Here is a 19,181-nt window from a genome sequence, read left to right as displayed (position 1 = left end):
AATTAACACAAATGAAATTTTACGCATCCATTCTAACGCTTTTTTTACTCCAGAATTTTTTATCTGCTCAATATTCTATAAAAGGTAAAATTGTCAACCAAGAAAATCAACCTGTCGAATTTTTAGATGTTTCTATCATTCAAAATGATTCGATTATAGATTTTATTACAACAAATACAGATGGAAAGTTTCTTCTTAAAACTCCAAAAGGAGAAGTAGAATTATTGATAGAAGAAATAGGAAAAGTTGTAGAACAACGAAAAATAACTGTATACAATGATTTGGATGTAGGAAATATAGTGATAACAAGTCAACAATTAGGTTTGAAGGAAGTTTTGGTGCAAGGAAAAGCGAAGACGTATGAACGATTAGTTGACCGTTTGGTTTTTAATGTAGAAAATTCCATTGCGGCAACAGGTGGAGACGCTTTAGATGCTTTGAAAAATACACCTTCTGTCAAAATTAAAGATGATCAAATTTCTATTGTTGGAAAAAGTACGGTGAATGTTTTGGTAAATGATAGAATTGTTCAGATGAGTGGAAACGATTTAACAAATTATCTCAAAAGTATTCCATCTGCAAATATCAAAAAGATTGAAGTGATAACAAATCCTCCTGCAAAATATGAAGCTGAGGGAAATAGTGGATTAATCAATATTGTATTAAAAGAAGCAAAGCAAAATGCGTGGAGTACAACGTTGAGAAGTTCGTATACCCAAGGTGTTTATGGAATTCTGAATGATGGAATTAATTTTTCATACTCCAAAGATAAATTTTCTGCGTTGGTTGATTTATCGCATTATACAGGAAATAATATCTACACCAATGATATGAATTATGATTACCCAACTGAACATTGGAATCAAAAGGTAAGAAATAAAAATATGTATAGAGGTTTATCTGGTTTGACAACTTTAAGTTATAAGATAAATGACAAAAATACAGTTGGAATTCAGTTTAATGGAGGTCATAATTACAATGGAGGAAAAGAAAGAACAAGAACAATTAGTAATCAAAATGGGCAGATTATCAAAGATTTTTCTACCAATTCTCGTACAGGAGGAGATGGAGATAACTATAATTTGAACTTAAATTTTACTCACAAGTTTGATACAATTGGAAAGAAATTTTCTGTTGATTTAGATTATATGTCGAATACTGGGGCAAATGAAAATGATTTTATTTCGGATATGTATTTCAAGAAAGAGCGCAAAACAATTTTAGCAAATAATCTAAATGATAAGGATATTCAGAATATTTCGGGGAAAATTGATTTTTATTTTCCATACAAAAAAGGAACGTGGGAATTTGGTTCAAAAGTAAGTTCTACAGAATCTGATTATAAATTGAATTCAGTTTTTACAGATATCAATACTAACGAGAATTTGATGACACAAAATGATCATTTTAATTATACCGAAAATGTAGAAAGTTTGTATTTATCTTATCAACGAAAATTATCAGATAAATGGTCAACTAAAATTGGACTTAGAGGAGAATTTATGCAATCTAAAGCCAATTCGATTACCACGAATACTATTACGGAGAAAGAATATTTCAAATTGTTCCCAACATTTTATATTCAATATCAGCCAACAGAAGATCATTCCTTCAATTTTAATTTTGGACGAAGAATTCAACGACCAGCTTTTTGGGAATTAAATCCAAATAAATGGTACAGTAATCCTATTTCTTACACAGAAGGAAATCCTTTTATGCAGCCAGCTTTTGTGTATAATTTCGAATTAAGTTATGGATTCAAAGATTATTTACAAGCAAAAGTTTATTATCAAAATATACAAGATGGTTTTGGTCAAATTGCTTTTCATCAAGAACAAGAATTGGATGGAGAATTGACGCAAACACAAATATTTAAGCGACTAAATTATTATAAAATGTCTAATTACGGAATTAGTTTATCATCAACTTTAAAACCTTATAAATGGTGGGAATCTAATCTTGAATTTAATTTTGGATTTAATAAATCAATCAATGAAATTGATGTATTAGATAAAGAATATACAGGAAATGGAGCTAATTTTTCGGTTTATAATAACCTGAATTTAAATACTAAAAAAACGTTTACGGCTCAAGCTAATTATACGTTTACACCAAAAGGAAAAAACAGAGAATTTAATTATAGTTCAAGTTCTTCGTTAGATATAGGTTTTAAATATTTGGCGATGGATAAGAAATTAACGTTGTCGTTGATGGCGTATGATATTTTCAAAACAGATCTTTCAACATTATCGACAAATGTGCAAAATATTCCGCAATCGTTTAGACAATATTATGATTCGCAATCGATACGTTTTTCGGTTTCATATAAATTTGGTAATTCAAAAATCAATGTGAGTAAACGTCAAACGTCTAATGCAGAAGAAGCAAATAGAAGTGGAGGAAAATAGAGAAAAAACAAAAAATCTCAGAGCAAAATGCTCTGAGATTTTTTTATGTCTAATTCTTCAATGCTTCAAAAATTTTATCTGCTATTTTAGGGTAATTACTTTCGTTTGTTAAGATTTTTCGGTCATCGTCATTTGTCAAATAACCGATTTCAATCATAATAATTGGAACTTGTGAATCTCGTAATATTTTCGAATTTGTTTCAACAATTCCTAAATTTTCAAAACCTAAAGAACTTATACTTTTTCCAATTTTTTCGCCAAGTATTTTACATTCTTCGAAAGTAGGATTCAATGGAGAAAGGTGAATTTCTGTTCCTTTTTTCGAATCTTTTACATTATAATTTGCGTGGATTGATAAAACCAAATCAGGTTTTATTTCATTAATCATTTTCGCACGACTTGTATTGATAATTTGTTCGTCACCTTTTCTCAATAATACAAAGTCAACGTCTGTAAAAGGATTTTTTTCTTGAATAATTTCTGCAATTTTCAGCACAATATCTTTTTCCTGAAATTCATCTTTTTTTACACCAGTATCTGTTCCTCCGTGTCCAGCATCCAAAAGGATTACGCGCTTTGTAGAAGGTGTTTTATTTTCGATAAAATTTGTTTGTGCAAAAAGACCTGTTGTTAAGATTAAACAAAAGATCTGAAATAGTTTTTTCATGGTTGTTCAGATTAAATTGACCAACTTTAAGCAATAATTGTGCTTTTTTTTCTAAATAATTGGTTAAATAAATCTTTTTTTAAAATAAACCTCGCGCTTTTATCTCTAAATACTTATTGATTAAGTTAATAGACAATTCTTGTGGTTCGCAATAAATGGTTAAAATCCCAAATTGATGCAAACGATTTATGATTAATTCTTTGTCGTAATTAAACTTTTCGGCAATTGTTTGATCATAAATGTCAGTTGTAGTTTTTGCTTTCTGATGATTTAGTTTTTTCAATTCAGAATTTTTAAAAAGAATCAAAACGACAACATGTGATTTTTTAATCAATTTCAGATATGGTAATTGACGTTCTAAACCATCAATTGTTTCAAAATTGGTGTAAATAAATAAAAGCGATCGTTGCGTTAATTTTCGTTTGATATAGGCATATAATTGTCCAAAATCACTTTCCAAAAAATCAGTTTGTACATTGTATAATTTCTCTAAAATCAATTGCATTTGATGATTTTTTCGATCAGCAACAACGTGATCTTGAATTCTTTTATTAAATGTAATTAAACCTGCTTTTTCATTTTTTTGAAGTGAAATATTTGCGACAACTAAACTCGAATTGATCGAATAATCCAACAATTTTAAACCATCAAAAGGCATTCGCATCGTTCTTCCCAAATCAATTAACGAATAAACAGGCTGCGATTTTTCTTCCTGAAATTGATTTACCATCAATCGATTTGCTTTCGCCGTTGCTTTCCAATTGATTAAACGATATTCGTCACCAATCGTATAATTTTTTATATTTTCAAATTCTGTATTTGTTCCAATTTTTCGAATTCTTTTCATCCCAAATTGATTCTGTAACTGAGCGGTAGAATATAATTGAAATTGTTTTAATTGCAAATAAGAAGGATAGCACGCAATTGAAATAGGTTCGTTTATTTTGATCTTTTTCTCAATCAATCCAAAAACAGAAATAAATACATTTGTTAATCCAAATTTATACGAACCTCGCTCTGTTGGTCGAATTTTAAAATCAAATTTAGTATTTTGACCACTTTTAAATCGTTTTCTAAACTGAAAATCTCTTAATTGTAATTGAACAGGAAACTCTTCTATAATCCTTACATTCAGCGGAAATTGATAATGATTTGTCACGAAAAGTTCCAATTCATTTTCATCGCCATTTGATAATCGTTCTGGATAATTTCGAATAACTTCAATGGAAGTTTTAGGAATATAAACCAAAAATATTTCGACAATAACACTAACGATAAAGACAAATGTCAAAATCTTTGCAATAATGTAAATAGGAGGTAGAAAAAATGCGATCACATAACAAAATGTAATCAATAATCCCGCATAAAAAAAGCGATTGGTAAGAAATAAGCTTCTGAAAAATTTCATTAACGAGGAATTTCTACGCGATCAATAATTTGCTGAATAATATGTTGTGTTGTAAAACCTTCCATCTCTTTTTCTGGAACCATCACAACGCGGTGTCCCAAAATTGTATGCGCAATTTGTTTGATATCTTCTGGAATCACAAAATCGCGTCCATTCACCGCTGCATTAGATTTTGCTGCATCTAAAATCGCGATAGAAGCACGTGGCGATGCCCCCATATACAAGGTTTGATCGATTCTGGTTTGATGAACAATTGTCGCAATATACGTAATTAGCGCTTCGTGCACGAAAACCGATTTTATGCGATCTTGGAACTCAATAATTTCATTTCCTGAAATTACTTTTTCTACCAACGATTCTTTGTCGATATTTTTGCGTTCTTGTTGTTCTTTCAATAATTCAATTTCACTTTCTAACGAAGGATATTTGACATAAATCTTAAAAATAAAACGATCCAATTGCGCTTCTGGTAATCGATACGTTCCTTCTTGTTCAATTGGATTTTGAGTTGCAAAAACCAAAAAAGGAGCTTGCAAAGGATAAGTTGTTCCATCAACTGTTACTTGTCTTTCTGACATCGATTCGAATAAAGCCGCTTGAGTTTTTGCAGGCGAACGGTTAATCTCATCAATCAAAATAATATTCGAAAAAATTGGTCCTTTTTTGAACTCAAATTCATTGATTTTAGAATTTAAAATAGACGTTCCAATCACATCAGAAGGCATTAAATCTGGCGTAAACTGAATTCTACTAAAATCAGAATCTATCGTTTTTGCCAACAATTTTGCCATCATTGTTTTGGCAACTCCAGGCAAACCTTCAATAAGAGAATGACCGTTAGACAGCAAAGCTAAAATTAATTGATCGATAATATCATCTTGTCCGACAATTACCTTTTTCAATTCATTTTTTACCGTTTGCATTTTATTTTGTACATCCGAAAAATCGACTCTATTTTCGAATGGTTGATATGTATTTTCGCTCATTAGATATTTGCTTTTTGTTTATAGTTTTCGATGATTTGATACACAGTTTTCAAATCGTGTTCATTTGGTTGATTTTTTTGATAAATATTTTTAAGAATCGTGAATTTTTCAAGACATTCTTCTTGACTCAAATTTGCTTTTTGTGCAACAATTTCAATGAATTGTTTATTCGTAATATCGTCTGTTTCGATTAAAAATGTTTTTCTCAATTTATATAAAAAATAATCGATTTTCTTTGAAACAATGTCTTTTACTTCTCCATTTTCTTGGTATAAAGAAGAAATTGTCTTAGCAAATTCGACGGTATGATTTTCTTCTTTGGTATAAATTGGAATGATGCGTTGCTCACGTTTACTTCTAAAAATTAAAAAGAAGAAAAGTAAAACCAATAGCGTTATCCAAGCAGCTTTTAGAGCTGGTTCGCCCATTACGAAACGCATCATTGACGAACTTCCTGCATAAGTTTTCGAGGTATTGTACCAAAAAATAGTTTTCCCTTTTAATGGTTCTAAAACTGATTTAGCATAGAAATAACTGTCTTCATTTAATAAATAATAATTCGTAAAATAAAGCGGTTCTGCATGATACAAATAATAGCCTTTGTAATCTTTTGGCTTTATTTTTAAATAATTTGGATAAGCTTTATCTTTATAAGTAATTGTTCCAATGATTTCAGAATCACTTGTGATATCGCTAAAATAGTGATGTTCAATTTCTTTTTTCTTCTTTATTTTAAAAGATTTATTTGTTCTAAGTTCAAAATTATTATTAATATTTATAGTCTGATTGTACAACATATTCTCTTCAGATTCCGTAGAATCCGTTGTTATTGTATCTGTAGAATCCGTTTCGTCGTTAATGTCTTCTTTTCCATTTGTATCATCACCAAAATTGTCATAATAATCTGCAATCATTACAATTCCACCATTTTCGGCAATTTTGCTTAATAGATTTTTGGAAACTGTATCAAAATAAATCTCAGAACCAAGCACAACAACTGCATAATCTTTTGCTTTTTTAGGATCAATTTTTAATTCAGAAAGTTTTTCCAGATCTTTCATTTTTCCATTGGATAAATTCCCAAGTTCTTCGTGCATAATAAATAATCCGTAAGGATCTTTACTATTTTGATAAAGGCTAACATCCCATGATTTAGGAAGTTTATAACGAAGTTTTGAGAAAGAAAATACAAAAATTCCGACCAATAAAACCGCGCCTAATAGAATACCTAATTTCTTTTTCATGAGGCTAAATATTGATTAAACTGATTGAAATTTGTCTTGAATTCGTGGTATTTATTTTCATCAATTTTAAATTCTCCAAACCAAACTTGATTAAAAATTTTAGTGTTTTGATTGAATAAAATTTTTGATTTTTCGTCTTTAATTTGATTGATAAATTGTTGATTTGTTTTCTTTGGATCCCATTCAATCCAACCTTTTTTATCTAAATTTTGTAGATTTTGGTAATGTAAATAACGAATTGCTAAAGCAAAATTTTGCTCCGTTTCTGCTTTATTGATTAAAGAATTCAAATTAACTTCTGCTAAATTTTCTTCGATAAAATCAAAATCAGATTCGTTATATAATTTTTTCGAATTTCGTTTAAGTATTCCTCCATTTTTATAAATACGTGTGGCAAGAAAAATTAAAAATAATCCAATCACAAAATAGAAAATGATTTCCCAAGGTAAATAAGAAAGAAATCTAAAAATCCCTTCGATTATTTTTGAGAAAAAACCAGGTTCGAATTCTTTTTTAGGTTTTGGAACATCTTCGTAATTAAATTCTTTTCCAGCATATTTTTCTTTGAATGCTTTAAATTCTGCTGTTTTTTCTTGTGCAAAAACAACGAATTGAATCAATAATAATGTAAATGTAAAAAATAGTCTAAATTGTTTCATTCGATTCTAAAGTTTGATTGAACGAAAAAGTTTTTTGTCTATTTTTTTGAATCGGATAAATGATATAATACCAAATAATTAAGATTAATGAAAGGATTATAACCGATAAACTCAATACAATATTTACATCATATAAACGCGTAATAAAACCTTCGATAAATCCAGCTATAATAAACATTGGAACAGTGCTTAATAAAATCATTACTGCTTCTTTTGCTTTGATTATGAGTGATTTTTTTCGCGATAAAGTTTTCGGGAACATAAAGCCATTTCCTAACATCAAACCGCAAGCTCCTGCAATAATAATCACCGAAATTTCAATTGTTCCATGCATCCAAATTGCTGACATCGCCTTTCCCAAAACACCTTCTTTGAAAAACATATAATGGAATGCACCTAACATAATCCCGTTCGAAAATAGAATATATCCTGATCCAATGCTAAAAAATAAGCCCAATGTAAAAGCCAAAAAAGCAACTCGAATATTATTGATTGTAATCGCTAATGAACTTCCTGTCTGGCTTCCTGATTTGTAAATTGCTGCAGGATCACCTTTTTTGATGTTCATTAACGTTTCGTCTACATATTGATTTCCTAAAATTAATCGTGTAAAATCTGGATCGAAATGCGATGATAAAACGCCAATTAAAACCGCTAAAGCAAAAATCAGGAATGAATATAACAACATTTTGTGATTTTTGTAGACTACATTTGGCACATCTTCTTTGAAAAACTGTACAAATTGATTTCCAGAAGTTCTTTGATCTTTGTAAATTGACTGATGCGCAAATAAAGCTAACTCGTTCAAATAATCTTTTGTCTTACTTTTTGGGTAATAAGTTTGAGCAAACGCCAAATCATTTGTAATTTCGATGTAGTTTTTTGCTAAAATATCTGGATGAACATCAATTTTATTTTTCAAATTATGTTCAATATCAGACCATTTCGCCTTATTTTTATCAATAAAATGCGCTTCTCTCATAGTAGAGTAGTTGTTAGTGAACCAAATATATGAATAAACTTTTAGTCAATACACCACAAAACGTGCAAATTGCTTATAATATTGCGCCACTCGGAAAACGTTTACTGGCTTATATTATTGATATGATTATCCGGATCGTATTAGTTTACGGCATGTCTTATTTTTCGGAGTTTATTCCGAATAGAGACGAATGGTTTCGAATGGGTATTTATAGTATAATAGGTTTTATATTTTTACTTTATCCGTTGATTTTAGAGATTTTGATGAAAGGGCAAACTGTTGGAAAATGGATCATGAAGATTCGTGTAATACGAATGGATGGAAACCGCGCCAATAATTTCGATTATTTCTTACGTTGGGTGATTGGTATTGTAGAATTGTTTTTATTTACTGGACTTATTGCGTTGATTACAATGATTATCAATAAAAATGGTCAACGTTTAGGTGATATTGTTGCGAATACATGTTTGATTGATTTGAATCCGAAATTAGATTTATCACAAACTATTTTCGCTGAAGTTTCTGAAACCTATAAAATTCGTTTTCCCGAAGTTTATCGCTTGTCTGATCGTGATATTAATATTGTAAAAGAAAATTTTACGTCTGCATTGAACAATAATAATTATGATATTTTATTAAAATTAACTCGAAAACTGGAGGAAATAATGGAGGTGAAAAGTGATGGTTTAGGAAATATTGATTTTATTCAAGTGGTGATTCAAGATCATTATCATTATCACAAAGACAAGTAAACAGTATCTTTGCAAAAAAAATAAGTAAAATGAATTGTCCTTGTTGTTCTGGAAAAGAATATAAAAATTGTTGCGAACCTTTTCATTTAAATAAAGAATTGCCAAAAACTCCCGAAGAGTTGATGCGTTCTCGTTATGCTGCTTTTGCAATGGTTTTGCCTGAATATTTAGTTGATACAACACATTCTTCTATACAAAAAGATAATGATTTTAGTGATATCGAAGAGTGGGCTAAATCGAATAAATGGTTAAAGTTAGAAATTGTTTTTGCAAAAGCTAATAAAGTTCGATTTAGAGCTTATTATCAAGATAAACAAGGTGAAATCTACGAACATGACGAGCTTTCTACATTTGTGCAAGAGAATGGCAAATGGTTTTATGTAGATGGAGAGTTTTATTGATTTTAAAAATAAATTCGGGAAAGTGTCTTTTCGAGCGAAGTCGAGAAATCTAAAAAATGTTTTTTTTTTGAATAATTACATTTACAATTCCTTCAATTTATCCTGAATTTCTGTATCATAGATTTCTAAAAAGACTTCATCATAAGCATCTTGATTTTTATAATTATTTCTGATTAAATCTAAACTTTTATTATAATTTACTTTAGCTGAATCTTTCTGATTAGTAAGTCGGTACGTTTCGGCTTTATAATAATAGACTTCCGCAATATTTTTATCCAAACCGATTGTTTTATTATAAAAATCTAAAGCTTTTGAATAATTTTTTCGATCAGCTTCAATTTTTCCACGATAAGTATACATTCTTGGATAGATATTATTAGGATTTTTTTCGGATGCAATAAATTTATCATAATAAACTATTGCCGAATCATAATCTCCTAAACCTTGATAACAAATTCCCATTTGAAAATAAATATTCTCGCCCCAAGGATATTCCACAACGTTTGACAATTTATCTAATCGATGAAAATCTTTTAAGGCATTTTCGTAATCTTTTAGTTTTGTATATTTAATCCAACCTGTATAACCTAAATGATCTGTAGCGTTTAAAGAATTTGCTTTATTTAAACGACGCATTCCTTCTTCAAAATCTCCATTTTTATTATAAGCAACTGAAGATTCCCACCAAAATTTAGAATTCTTAGGTTCTGATTTTAATAAACGATCAAACATAAAATCAGAATAATAAGAGCCTTGTGTATCACCAGCAAATACAAACAATTTATTGTTAGAAGAAAATAAGAATTGATATATAGTAAAAACACTTATACAAAAGATTGGAATAGAAATAAATAATTTCAATGATCCCCAAATAATTCGCCACGTTTTTGACTTAAAAAATGTCTTCAACTTTTCCATTCTTTAACTTTATTTGAATTTGATAATACGAATCTACATTTTTTCCGTTCCAATCATTTAATTGCTGAACAATAGCAACAATTTTCTTTTGCAAATCATCAGAAATTTCAACCTTTTTATAATCTTGGTCAACTGCTTTAATTCTGAAATAACCAATTTCATATTTACAATTAATTACAAATCGTACAACTATAAGCCCAGAAAAATTAGGGAAATTTAATTGATGAATTGGTTCAGAAATTACTTTACGAATGCCATAACGTTCTGTTCTATAACCTGCACCAGAGCCATAATATTGATAAATTGTAGAAGAACAAGGCTCAAATGAAGTTCCTTTATCGATGATTTCTTTTTTATCTATTCTTCCCACTTTAGTTTTGAAAGAAAAGTAAATTATTGAAGAGAGAATTATCACTGCAACAATAGTTAAATAGACAAAATAATTGATGTATTTCATTCGGTCTAAGATATATAAACTTTTTGCATAAAAAAAACTCAATTCAGCGAATTGAGTTTTAGATTTATTGAAAATAGTTTTCCGCTTCTAATACACTTTCTGGTCGACCAACGTCTATTAAAATTCCGCCAGAATGATCAAAACCAAGAATTGATTCAGTTTGCATTAAATCCATATAGACTTTCATGATCGAAAATTTACCTTTCTCCGTAATTTTATCAAAAAGAGAAGGAGAAATAACATGAATTCCGCTAAAAGCCAAATCTTTGCAATTGTCTAAGGAATCTACAGCTTTTATTTCTTCTTCGGTTTTCAGATTTCGCCAACCTTTCAATTCATTTTGTTTATTAAAAAATAGTTTGCGAGACGAATTTCTATCCGAAACTGCCAATGTTACCAATGCTTTATTTTCTTGATGTGCTTTGATAAAATCAGCAAGATTTAGATCTGTTAAAATATCAACATTCATCACCAAAAAATCTTCCTCAAAATTAGCTTTTGCTTTCACCAAACCACCACCAGTTTCAAGAACTTGATCCGTTTCATCAGAAATAGTAATCTCAATTCCGAAATAATTATTTTCTTCTAAAAATTCAATGATTTGATCTGCAAAATGATGAACATTAATCACAATTTCTTCAATGCCAAAAGATTTCAAATATTCTATATTTCGTTGCAAAAGAGGTTTTCCATTTACAACGGCTAAAGCTTTGGGATGATTATCAGTAAATGGTTTTAAACGAGTCCCAAGACCCGCTGCAAAAATCATTGCTTTCATATTAATACGCCTCGTTTATCCAATTTTTTTCTTCTTGCACAACATGATGTAACGTAACTTGCGCTTCTGGAAATTTCTCTTGAATATGTTTTGCAGTCGCATCAGCAGAATAAACCGAACGATGTTGCCCGCCTGTACAACCAAAATTGATTTCTAAATTCTCAAAATCACGTTGCAAATAATCTTCAATTGAAATGTCAATAATTTGAAAAACACCTTCTAAAAAAACTGCAATATTAGTTTCTGTTTCCAAGTATTTTTTAACGTCTTCGTCGCGCCCTGTTTGCGTTTTATATTCCTTGATACGCCCTGGATTTAAGATTCCGCGACAATCAAAAACAAAACCTCCACCATTTCCAGTAGGATCGGTTGGAATTCCTTTTTTGTATGAAAAACTACGAACGTTGATATTTAATTTAGCCATTTATTTTATGATTTATGCGTTCTAACGTTTCTGGAAGAACAAGGATTTTTATAATATGTTTTAATTCTGGATAATTTTGTAATATAGGATAATCGATTATTGATTCTAAGTTTTTAAGTCCAAACGAAATACTTTCTAAAAAGTGTTTTTTTCGTTCAATAATTCCTCTCAACCCATAGGTTCCTAAAACTTGTAAAAGTCGAGCAACTACACAATATTCGTACGATTGACGAAAATCTATCGGAACTATAGTCGGAATTTGTTTGTTTAATTCTTGGTAATAAAATTCGTACAATTCTTTTTTAAATTCAAATGGTAAATTGGCTTTTGCTTGCCAAATTAACGAAACCAAATCATAGACAACAGGTCCATACAAACCACCTTGATAATCGATAAAATAAGGTTCATTTTGATGAATCATAATGTTGCGCGTTTGGAAATCTCTGAACACAAAACCTTGTGGCGAAAGTTTATCAAATTGAGACGCAAAACGATCAAAATCTTTGATTAATTTTCCTGCATTGTAATCAATTCCTAAGACATCTAAAAAATAAAAATTAAACTGAAATAAATCTCTCAAAATTAATGTTTTATCTAATTTAGGATATGAAAAAGTATGATTAAAATTGATTTTAGTTCCACCTTGAATTTGAGCAATTGCTAATTTTTCTAAAGTCTTAAAATAATAAGGTTTTGCTTTCTCGAAATCATTCAATACAATATTCATCAAAGTTTCGTCGCCTAAATCTGTTTGAACATAGGTTGTAAAATTATCTGAAACTGAAATAATTTCTGGAATATTATTGATAACTTTTTTTAAATCTAATGAAAACTGAATAAACACTTTATTTTCTTCGATATTAGAGCTTTCCGCTAAAATATACGATTGATTTTGATCAAAAAATCTCGAATAAACTCGAGCCGAACCTCCTCCCGAAAGTTGAGTTAAACTTTCAATTGCTTTTTGAGTAAAGTTTTCTTGCAAAAATTGAGCTGTAGTATCGTTCATCAGAATATTTTGCGAAAGTTACGCATATCAAAAATGATTTAAAAATATTTGTTTGCTGTAACTTTTTTCAAAATGCTGCATCTATTTAGTAAAAGAGAAACTAATATGAAAAAAATAGCATTTATTATCGCAATGATTTCGTTACAATCATGTATTACAGTAAAAGTTAATGCAGATGTTGACTCGAATAATTTTTATAGAAAAGTGGATAATCCAAATATCAAATCACAAGGAACTTTTTTTGACAAAGGAGTTGGAGATTCGAAATGGTCTAATTCGAATGGCGATAATTGGACAAAAGCGAAGTTTGAAGATGCTTCTGGAACGAGTTATATCAAGTTAAATATTTCGAAAAGCTTAACTGCTAATTTTCATTCGAATATCAAATTAGAAGGCGAAATGAATTTTGAAATTGTAGATCAAAATAATGAGGTTGTGTTTAATCGTCAACTTACAAATTCGAAAGAAGAAAATTTTACAGTTGATTTAGCAAAAGGTGATTATCAAGTTCGTTGGAGTTCTACGAATGCAACTGGAAGTTATTTTTTGGAATGGAAACAAGATAAATAACATAAATTTTAGCATATTTTTTGGTCGATCGATTACTTTTTTGATGTATTTTTAGAAAGATTTTAAATAAGTAATTATGTCTTTAATAGATGATTTGAAATGGCGTTACGCCACAAAAAAATATGATCCGTCTTTGATTGTTGAAGAAGAAGACGTTAAAAAAATTGTTGAAGCCGCTCGTTTAGCGCCAACTTCATCAGGTTTGCAACAGTTCAGAATTTTGGTTATAAAGAACAAAGAATTACAGCAGAAAATTGTTTCAATTGCCTATGATCAGCAAGCGATTGTAGATTGTTCGCATTTATTGGTTTTCGTGGCTTGGGATCGTTATACAGAAGATCGTATTGATGCAATCTATGATTATACAACGGATGAGAGAGATTTGCCAAGAGGTCGTTTTGGTTCATATACGGATAAATTGAAAGGAATTTATTTGCCTCAAACTTCTGAAGAAAATTTTGCGCATACTGCTCGTCAAGCATACATTGGATTAGGTTTTGCTCTTGCTCAAGCTGCAGAATTGAAAATTGATAGCACGCCAATGGAAGGTTTTGATAATGCTGAATTGGATGATTTGCTTGATTTGAAAGAAAAAGGAATGCGAAGTGTTTTGATGCTTCCTTTGGGATACCGAGACAGTGAAGATTGGTTAGCACCAATGAAAAAAGTTAGAAATCCGATGAAGGATTTTGCAACGAAATTATATGAATAACAAAAAAGCTTTCTCAGAACTGAGAAAGCTTTTTTGTTTATTGTATTTTTTAGATCAACCCAAACTGTTTGAAATGATGTGTAAAGTGTTTTTTATGAAATGTTTTCCAATCTTCGTATCCAATATCATTTAAAACTGGATTGACAATTTTAGCATCAGGATTTTCTGTAAAATAAGAATGGAATTTATCAATTTCTTGTTCTAATTTTTCTATTGAAGCTTCTAAAGAAGGGTAACGTAAATCCAGCAAACCATCCATTCCGTTTGCTTTTATCCCTTTTTGCATTTCATGATCAGATTCTAGTAAAAATGATTTGTATTGAGGAATTTGCTCTACAGGAATTCGACAAGGTACTGTTAAACCTCCATTTGAAATTTTAGTGGTTACAATCAAATGTTCAACCATATGTTGAGGTGTCATAATTCCCCATTCTGGCTGTTGATCTACTTTTAAACTTTTTAGTTTAGAAATAAGACTGGCTTTATCTTCAAAATTTAAAAACATATTTTTTCTGTGAAGTTAGTTAGTCGTATAATAATAATCAATAAAATTCAAGATTTATTTTGTTAGTTGTTCAAACCATTTTACATAAGCATCTACAAAATTCTGAATGAAACTTGTTGTTTTTTCGTTATTAAAATATCCATTTTCATCAAACACATCTGGTTTCAATTGTCCTAAATAGATTTCGGGTTGTTGCATGGTTGGAATATTCAAAAAGGTTAAGGATTGTCTCAAATGATGATTCGCTCCAAAACCACCTATAGCACCAGTAGAACTACTAATAACAGCACCAGGTTTGTTGTTCCAAACATTTTTTCCGAAAGGACGAGAAGCAACATCTAAAGCATTTTTTAGAACCGCTGGCATAGATCGATTATATTCTGGTGTGATAAAAATTAGGCCATCCAATTCAGAAACCTCTTTACGAAAAGCTGTGTAAGAATCAGGAACTTGATTATGATCATCAAAATCTTGGTTATAGAGTTCTAATTGTCCAATCTCAATAACTTTAAAGGAATATCCTTCGGGTGTCATTTTAATTAAGTTCTTAGCAATCTTTCTAGAATTTGCCTCCTTTCGTAGACTTCCTATAAAAAGTCCAATTGTTTTTTGAGTCATAATTTTATTGGTTTTTAGTTAGACTAAAGTTAGCTATTTGATTTCATTTTAAGAAAATTTACTTGGAAATTTCAATGAATTAATTATCATTTTTAATGAATATGGTATAAGAAAAATGTAAATTAGTATTGTATTAAATGAAACAAATGATAAATATTCAGCCCAATTTAGAAAATGATTTGGTAGTGCTCCAACCACTCAACGATAATGATTTTGAAGCCTTATATTTAGCTGCTTCCGATCCGAAAGTTTGGGAACAACATCCTAACAAAAATCGTTGGAAAAGAGATGTTTTTATGAATTTTTTCGAAGGTGCAATTCAAAGTAAAGGAGCTTTCAAGATTATTGATAAACAGACAAATAAAGTTGTTGGTAGTTCTCGTTTTTACGATTATGATGAGCAAGATTCGTCTATTTTGGTTGGTTATACGTTTTATTCGACGAATTGTTGGGGAAAAAGTTTTAATCCGTCCGTTAAGAAATTGATGTTTGATTATATTTTTCAGTTTGTTGACAAAATTTATTTGCATGTTGGCGCTGATAATATACGTTCGCAAATAGCAGTGGAGCGATTGGGTTGTAAAAAAGTGAAAGAAGAACAAATTGAATATTTTGGAGAAGAGCCAAAGTTAAATTTTATTTATCAGTTGAATAAAGTTGACTGGTTTAAGTAATTGATAATTAAAACTATTTTTTGAGGACAGATTTTTTCTGTTCTTTTTTTTGAAAAAAAACTCAAAAATATGATTATGTTTTTCGTAATAAAATATACTTTTACTGAAGTTTTCATAATAATGAATGAGTAATATTACATTAAACCCAATTTATGAAAAGATTATTGATGACTTATCAAATCAAAAATACTCTATTTCAGACTTTTTTTTCTCAACAGAGGAAACAAAGCAACTTCGCGAAGCAATAATTCGAAAAGAAAATAAAAAAGATTTTCATCAAGCAGCCGTTGGAAGTTCGGTTAACGAACAAATTGTAAAATCAATCAGAGGCGATAAAATCAGATGGATTGATGAAGAAAATAAAACAGAAACAGAAGAAATTTTTTTCTCAAAAATCAATGATTTTATAGAATATCTAAATTTAACATGCTATATGGGCATTGAGGAAAGTGAATTTCATTACGCCATTTATCCCGAAGGGACATTTTATCAAAAACACGTTGATGCTTTCAAGAATGATGATAGACGCACACTTTCTATTGTGTTGTATTTGAATGATGAAGAATGGAAAGATGAATTTGGCGGACAATTGACTTTGTATTTGTCAGATGAAAATAAGGTAGAAAAAGAATTAGATATTTTACCTCTTGCTGGTCGTCTGGCTGTTTTTGATAGCAAAACTATTCCTCACGAAGTAAAAACCGTCCATCGACCAAGATATAGTATCACAGGTTGGTTGAAAACCAGAGGAAATATTTTGACGTATTTATAATTAAAATTTGTAGTCGCTTCGAGATTTCAATCTCAATTCACAATAGATAAATATTGGCATCAATTTGAACGATTTAAACAATAAAAACAAAGCTCAAATATTGGTTGAGCTTTTTAAATTAAAAAACAATTAGAAAATATTTTAAATTCATTTTGTCTTAATCAATTTCATTAATTTTGAAAAAATGGAAAGTGTATGCAAATTTTAGTAATCGAAGATGATAAGCGAATTAGCGATTTTTTAATCAAAGGATTAGAAGAAAATGGACATTTGGTTACGCTTTGTAAAGATGCCGAAACGGTTTTAGATGAATTTCTTACGATTCAGTTTGATTTGATTATTTGCGATATTATGTTACCAAAAATGGATGGGATTCAGCTTGTGCAAACACTTCGTTACAAAAAAATATTCACTCCAATTTTGATGTTAAGTGCGTTGAATACGGTTCAAAATAAAGTTTCGGCTTTGGATTATGGCGCAGATGATTACATTACAAAACCGTTTCATTTCGACGAATTATTATCGCGCATCAAGGCTTTAACGCGTCGAAATCAGTTTCGTTCGCAAGAAGTTCCTGAAAATAAATTGATTTTTGATGACTTAGAAATCGATTTGGATCAATATAAAGTTTTTGTCAATAAAGAAGAAACAGAACTTTCTCCTCGTGAATTTAAGTTGTTGAATTATTTAATCGAAAATATAGATAAAACCGTTACTCGTATCCAAATTTTAAACGCCGTTTGGGGAATAACATTCGATAATCACACAAATGTAGTGGATGTTTACATTTCGTATTTGCGCAACAAAATCGAGAAAAACGGGACGAAATATATTCACACGGTAAAAGGCGTTGGTTATATGTTTAAAGCCTAAATTATGAAATTAAAACACCGATTAGCGCTTTATTCAGTCGTTATTTTCAGTATCATTATTCTGATTGTTTCTACAATTATTTACTTTTCTTTTTATACCGAAATGGAGAAAAAAGAGATCAAGTCATTGCAGAATAAGACACTTTTGGCTTCTATTTATTATTTAGAAAAGGACGAATTACCTGTTTTAGAACATAATAATATCAAAAGTCAATTAGAGAAGACGATTTCTCGAAAAAATATTTTAATTGTTGATCATAACAACAAAAAGTACAATGGAAATATGTCTTCAAACAATGATATTTCAACCAATTTTATAGAAAGTATTCGTGCCAATAAATCCGATTTTTTTACAAGTAAAGATTTCTTTTATAACGGAATTTTTTATCATGATAACGAAGGTGATTTTGTGGTAATCACGCGTGAATCTAAACAAGAATTTAATGAACAAATGGAATCGTTACTTCAAATTTTGATTTCGGTTTCATTGGTTGGGTTGATCTTTATTTATCTATTTTCTAATTTTTTAGGAGTGATTGCTTATGAGCCGATTACAAAAATTATTGAACAAATAAAAGAGCGTGATGCGAAGAATTTTACTGAACCTTTAAAGCTCAATAAGTCGTATGCAGAGATTGAGGATTTAATCAAAACCTACAATCATTTTATTGATCGAATGGCGCAAACTTTTAATGTACAAAAGAATTTTATCGATTATGTTTCGCACGAATTACGAACGCCAATTACTGCATTATTAGGAACTTTAGAAGTAACGAATCATAAAAAAAGAACGCTCGAAGAATACGAAAACGTGATTGTACAACTGAAACAATATACCAATGATTTGCAAGAAACGTTAGACCAAATGATGTTGCTTTCGGGTGCAAAAACGAGTTTTGAATTTAATCAAATTCGAATTGATGAAGTAGTTTGGCAAGTGATTGAAAATGCTATTTTGTATCATCAAGCACGTATAAATGTGGATTTACAAGTCGAAAATAATCAATTGTTAACCATTCAAGGAAACGAAAAATTACTAGAAGTTGCGTTGAATAATTTAGTAAGTAATGCAATAAAATATTCGAACAATCAACCGATTTTAGTACAGTTTTTAGAAATTAATCATCGTTTGCAAATTCATATTTCCGATTTAGGAATTGGTATTTTAGAAACTGATATCAAACAAATTAAACAAAACTTTTTTCGAGGAAAAAACACGCAAGATTTTCAAGGAAAAGGTATTGGGCTTTCGATGGCGAATATTATTCTTACACTTCATCAAATTGATATAGAAATTGTTCCGAATAAACCTAAAGGAACGATTGTTAAACTCATTTTCTAATCTACTTTTAATCTAACTTAAAA

Annotated in this window: 22 protein-coding genes; 9 read left to right on the top strand and 13 right to left on the bottom strand. The window is 29.7% G+C overall.

Annotated features, from left to right (window positions below):
• Positions 1-11: 11 nt before the first annotated feature.
• The gene (locus B4H69_RS14380; RefSeq protein ID WP_180906291.1) at positions 12-2,408 is read left to right on the top strand and encodes an outer membrane beta-barrel family protein; all 2,397 of its coding nucleotides are present in this window, start codon (positions 12-14) and stop codon (positions 2,406-2,408) included.
• A 49-nt stretch (positions 2,409-2,457) separates the two neighbouring features.
• Here the strand turns inward: B4H69_RS14380 and B4H69_RS14375 are convergent, their stop codons facing one another.
• From B4H69_RS14375 to B4H69_RS14350, 6 genes are all read right to left on the bottom strand, one after another.
• Complete coding sequence (locus B4H69_RS14375) at positions 2,458-3,075, bottom strand: N-acetylmuramoyl-L-alanine amidase family protein (protein ID WP_180906292.1); 618 nt, start codon at positions 3,073-3,075, stop codon at positions 2,458-2,460.
• A gap of 79 nt (positions 3,076-3,154) precedes the next feature.
• Complete coding sequence (locus B4H69_RS14370) at positions 3,155-4,483, bottom strand: DUF58 domain-containing protein (protein ID WP_180906293.1); 1,329 nt, start codon at positions 4,481-4,483, stop codon at positions 3,155-3,157.
• Positions 4,483-5,469 carry an AAA family ATPase gene (locus B4H69_RS14365; RefSeq protein ID WP_180906294.1) on the bottom strand — a complete coding sequence of 329 codons (987 nt, stop codon included), beginning with the start codon at positions 5,467-5,469 and terminating at the stop codon, positions 4,483-4,485. Before B4H69_RS14365 ends, B4H69_RS14370 begins: the two co-directional genes overlap by 1 nt.
• Positions 5,469-6,713: a hypothetical protein gene (locus tag B4H69_RS14360; protein ID WP_180906295.1), complete on the bottom strand. Its 1,245-nt coding sequence runs from the start codon at positions 6,711-6,713 to the stop codon at positions 5,469-5,471. The genes B4H69_RS14365 and B4H69_RS14360 overlap by 1 nt, the downstream gene beginning before the upstream one ends.
• Positions 6,710-7,372 carry a hypothetical protein gene (locus B4H69_RS14355; RefSeq protein ID WP_180906296.1) on the bottom strand — a complete coding sequence of 221 codons (663 nt, stop codon included), beginning with the start codon at positions 7,370-7,372 and terminating at the stop codon, positions 6,710-6,712. Before B4H69_RS14355 ends, B4H69_RS14360 begins: the two co-directional genes overlap by 4 nt.
• Positions 7,359-8,354, bottom strand: a complete 996-nt coding sequence (locus tag B4H69_RS14350) for a stage II sporulation protein M (RefSeq protein ID WP_180906297.1) — start codon at positions 8,352-8,354, stop codon at positions 7,359-7,361. Before B4H69_RS14350 ends, B4H69_RS14355 begins: the two co-directional genes overlap by 14 nt.
• A 29-nt stretch (positions 8,355-8,383) precedes the next feature.
• Between B4H69_RS14350 and B4H69_RS14345 the strand changes: the two genes are divergently transcribed.
• Positions 8,384-9,106 carry an RDD family protein gene (locus tag B4H69_RS14345; RefSeq protein WP_180906298.1) on the top strand — a complete coding sequence of 241 codons (723 nt, stop codon included), beginning with the start codon at positions 8,384-8,386 and terminating at the stop codon, positions 9,104-9,106.
• Between the two features lie 29 nt (positions 9,107-9,135).
• Complete coding sequence (locus B4H69_RS14340) at positions 9,136-9,507, top strand: YchJ family protein (RefSeq protein ID WP_038336606.1); 372 nt, start codon at positions 9,136-9,138, stop codon at positions 9,505-9,507.
• Between the two features lie 81 nt (positions 9,508-9,588).
• On the opposite strand, the gene B4H69_RS14335 is transcribed toward B4H69_RS14340, so the two are convergent.
• The 5 genes from B4H69_RS14335 to B4H69_RS14315 all read right to left on the bottom strand — a co-directional run bounded on the left by B4H69_RS14335 (position 9,589) and on the right by B4H69_RS14315 (position 13,093).
• On the bottom strand, positions 9,589-10,425 hold the full coding sequence (locus B4H69_RS14335; RefSeq protein WP_291094595.1) for a tetratricopeptide repeat protein: 837 nt from the start codon (positions 10,423-10,425) through the stop codon (positions 9,589-9,591).
• Positions 10,400-10,795 carry a hypothetical protein gene (locus B4H69_RS14330; protein ID WP_180906301.1) on the bottom strand — a complete coding sequence of 132 codons (396 nt, stop codon included), beginning with the start codon at positions 10,793-10,795 and terminating at the stop codon, positions 10,400-10,402. Before B4H69_RS14330 ends, B4H69_RS14335 begins: the two co-directional genes overlap by 26 nt.
• Before the next feature lie 151 nt (positions 10,796-10,946).
• On the bottom strand, positions 10,947-11,660 hold the full coding sequence (locus tag B4H69_RS14325) for a nucleotidyltransferase family protein (protein ID WP_180906302.1): 714 nt from the start codon (positions 11,658-11,660) through the stop codon (positions 10,947-10,949).
• Between the two features lies 1 nt (position 11,661).
• Positions 11,662-12,084, bottom strand: a complete 423-nt coding sequence (locus tag B4H69_RS14320) for a RapZ C-terminal domain-containing protein (protein WP_180906303.1) — start codon at positions 12,082-12,084, stop codon at positions 11,662-11,664.
• Positions 12,077-13,093: an aminoglycoside phosphotransferase family protein gene (locus tag B4H69_RS14315; RefSeq protein ID WP_280045734.1), complete on the bottom strand. Its 1,017-nt coding sequence runs from the start codon at positions 13,091-13,093 to the stop codon at positions 12,077-12,079. The genes B4H69_RS14320 and B4H69_RS14315 overlap by 8 nt, the downstream gene beginning before the upstream one ends.
• A 105-nt stretch (positions 13,094-13,198) precedes the next feature.
• Between B4H69_RS14315 and B4H69_RS14310 the strand changes: the two genes are divergently transcribed.
• On the top strand, positions 13,199-13,663 hold the full coding sequence (locus tag B4H69_RS14310) for a hypothetical protein (protein WP_180906305.1): 465 nt from the start codon (positions 13,199-13,201) through the stop codon (positions 13,661-13,663).
• A 76-nt stretch (positions 13,664-13,739) separates the two neighbouring features.
• Positions 13,740-14,375 carry an NAD(P)H-dependent oxidoreductase gene (locus B4H69_RS14305; RefSeq protein ID WP_180906306.1) on the top strand — a complete coding sequence of 212 codons (636 nt, stop codon included), beginning with the start codon at positions 13,740-13,742 and terminating at the stop codon, positions 14,373-14,375.
• A 49-nt stretch (positions 14,376-14,424) separates the two neighbouring features.
• Here the strand turns inward: B4H69_RS14305 and B4H69_RS14300 are convergent, their stop codons facing one another.
• On the bottom strand, positions 14,425-14,880 hold the full coding sequence (locus tag B4H69_RS14300) for a hypothetical protein (RefSeq protein WP_180906307.1): 456 nt from the start codon (positions 14,878-14,880) through the stop codon (positions 14,425-14,427).
• Positions 14,881-14,934: 54 nt separating this feature from the next.
• On the bottom strand, positions 14,935-15,498 hold the full coding sequence (locus B4H69_RS14295) for an NADPH-dependent FMN reductase (RefSeq protein ID WP_180906308.1): 564 nt from the start codon (positions 15,496-15,498) through the stop codon (positions 14,935-14,937).
• A 137-nt stretch (positions 15,499-15,635) separates the two neighbouring features.
• On the opposite strand from B4H69_RS14295, the gene B4H69_RS14290 reads away from it, so the two are divergent.
• The 4 genes from B4H69_RS14290 (at position 15,636) to B4H69_RS14275 (ending at position 19,158) form a co-directional block, all read left to right on the top strand.
• A complete protein-coding gene (locus B4H69_RS14290; RefSeq protein ID WP_317169017.1) occupies positions 15,636-16,172 on the top strand; it encodes a GNAT family N-acetyltransferase in 537 nt (178 codons plus the stop codon).
• Positions 16,173-16,296: 124 nt separating this feature from the next.
• The gene (locus B4H69_RS14285; protein ID WP_180906309.1) at positions 16,297-16,944 is read left to right on the top strand and encodes a 2OG-Fe(II) oxygenase; all 648 of its coding nucleotides are present in this window, start codon (positions 16,297-16,299) and stop codon (positions 16,942-16,944) included.
• A 195-nt stretch (positions 16,945-17,139) separates the two neighbouring features.
• The gene (locus B4H69_RS14280; protein WP_180906310.1) at positions 17,140-17,817 is read left to right on the top strand and encodes a response regulator transcription factor; all 678 of its coding nucleotides are present in this window, start codon (positions 17,140-17,142) and stop codon (positions 17,815-17,817) included.
• A gap of 3 nt (positions 17,818-17,820) precedes the next feature.
• Entirely contained in the window at positions 17,821-19,158 is a 1,338-nt protein-coding gene (locus B4H69_RS14275; protein ID WP_244958027.1) for a sensor histidine kinase, read from the top strand.
• Positions 19,159-19,181 lie beyond the last annotated feature (23 nt).

Source organism: Empedobacter sp. UBA6745 (genome assembly GCF_002453775.1).
GTDB lineage: Bacteria > Bacteroidota > Bacteroidia > Flavobacteriales > Weeksellaceae > Empedobacter > Empedobacter falsenii_C.
Note: the sequence above shows the minus strand (reverse complement) of the source record. Positions and strands in the feature narration are given on the sequence as shown.

What these genes read in the sequence shown, in the direction of transcription:
- B4H69_RS14365 (WP_180906294.1), bottom strand. Translation starts at nt 5,469, where the DNA reads ATGAGCGAAAATACATATCAACCATTCGAAAATAGAGTCGATTTTTCG.
- B4H69_RS14295 (WP_180906308.1), bottom strand. Translation starts at nt 15,498, where the DNA reads ATGACTCAAAAAACAATTGGACTTTTTATAGGAAGTCTACGAAAGGAG.
- B4H69_RS14285 (WP_180906309.1), top strand. Translation starts at nt 16,297, where the DNA reads ATGAGTAATATTACATTAAACCCAATTTATGAAAAGATTATTGATGAC.
- B4H69_RS14335 (WP_291094595.1), bottom strand. Translation starts at nt 10,425, where the DNA reads ATGGAAAAGTTGAAGACATTTTTTAAGTCAAAAACGTGGCGAATTATT.
- B4H69_RS14320 (WP_180906303.1), bottom strand. Translation starts at nt 12,084, where the DNA reads ATGGCTAAATTAAATATCAACGTTCGTAGTTTTTCATACAAAAAAGGA.
- B4H69_RS14355 (WP_180906296.1), bottom strand. Translation starts at nt 7,372, where the DNA reads ATGAAACAATTTAGACTATTTTTTACATTTACATTATTATTGATTCAA.
- B4H69_RS14280 (WP_180906310.1), top strand. Translation starts at nt 17,140, where the DNA reads ATGCAAATTTTAGTAATCGAAGATGATAAGCGAATTAGCGATTTTTTA.
- B4H69_RS14375 (WP_180906292.1), bottom strand. Translation starts at nt 3,075, where the DNA reads ATGAAAAAACTATTTCAGATCTTTTGTTTAATCTTAACAACAGGTCTT.
- B4H69_RS14300 (WP_180906307.1), bottom strand. Translation starts at nt 14,880, where the DNA reads ATGTTTTTAAATTTTGAAGATAAAGCCAGTCTTATTTCTAAACTAAAA.
- B4H69_RS14370 (WP_180906293.1), bottom strand. Translation starts at nt 4,483, where the DNA reads ATGAAATTTTTCAGAAGCTTATTTCTTACCAATCGCTTTTTTTATGCG.
- B4H69_RS14290 (WP_317169017.1), top strand. Translation starts at nt 15,636, where the DNA reads ATGAAACAAATGATAAATATTCAGCCCAATTTAGAAAATGATTTGGTA.
- B4H69_RS14380 (WP_180906291.1), top strand. Translation starts at nt 12, where the DNA reads ATGAAATTTTACGCATCCATTCTAACGCTTTTTTTACTCCAGAATTTT.
- B4H69_RS14350 (WP_180906297.1), bottom strand. Translation starts at nt 8,354, where the DNA reads ATGAGAGAAGCGCATTTTATTGATAAAAATAAGGCGAAATGGTCTGAT.
- B4H69_RS14275 (WP_244958027.1), top strand. Translation starts at nt 17,821, where the DNA reads ATGAAATTAAAACACCGATTAGCGCTTTATTCAGTCGTTATTTTCAGT.
- B4H69_RS14340 (WP_038336606.1), top strand. Translation starts at nt 9,136, where the DNA reads ATGAATTGTCCTTGTTGTTCTGGAAAAGAATATAAAAATTGTTGCGAA.
- B4H69_RS14310 (WP_180906305.1), top strand. Translation starts at nt 13,199, where the DNA reads ATGAAAAAAATAGCATTTATTATCGCAATGATTTCGTTACAATCATGT.
- B4H69_RS14325 (WP_180906302.1), bottom strand. Translation starts at nt 11,660, where the DNA reads ATGAAAGCAATGATTTTTGCAGCGGGTCTTGGGACTCGTTTAAAACCA.
- B4H69_RS14305 (WP_180906306.1), top strand. Translation starts at nt 13,740, where the DNA reads ATGTCTTTAATAGATGATTTGAAATGGCGTTACGCCACAAAAAAATAT.
- B4H69_RS14360 (WP_180906295.1), bottom strand. Translation starts at nt 6,713, where the DNA reads ATGAAAAAGAAATTAGGTATTCTATTAGGCGCGGTTTTATTGGTCGGA.
- B4H69_RS14345 (WP_180906298.1), top strand. Translation starts at nt 8,384, where the DNA reads ATGAATAAACTTTTAGTCAATACACCACAAAACGTGCAAATTGCTTAT.
- B4H69_RS14315 (WP_280045734.1), bottom strand. Translation starts at nt 13,093, where the DNA reads ATGAACGATACTACAGCTCAATTTTTGCAAGAAAACTTTACTCAAAAA.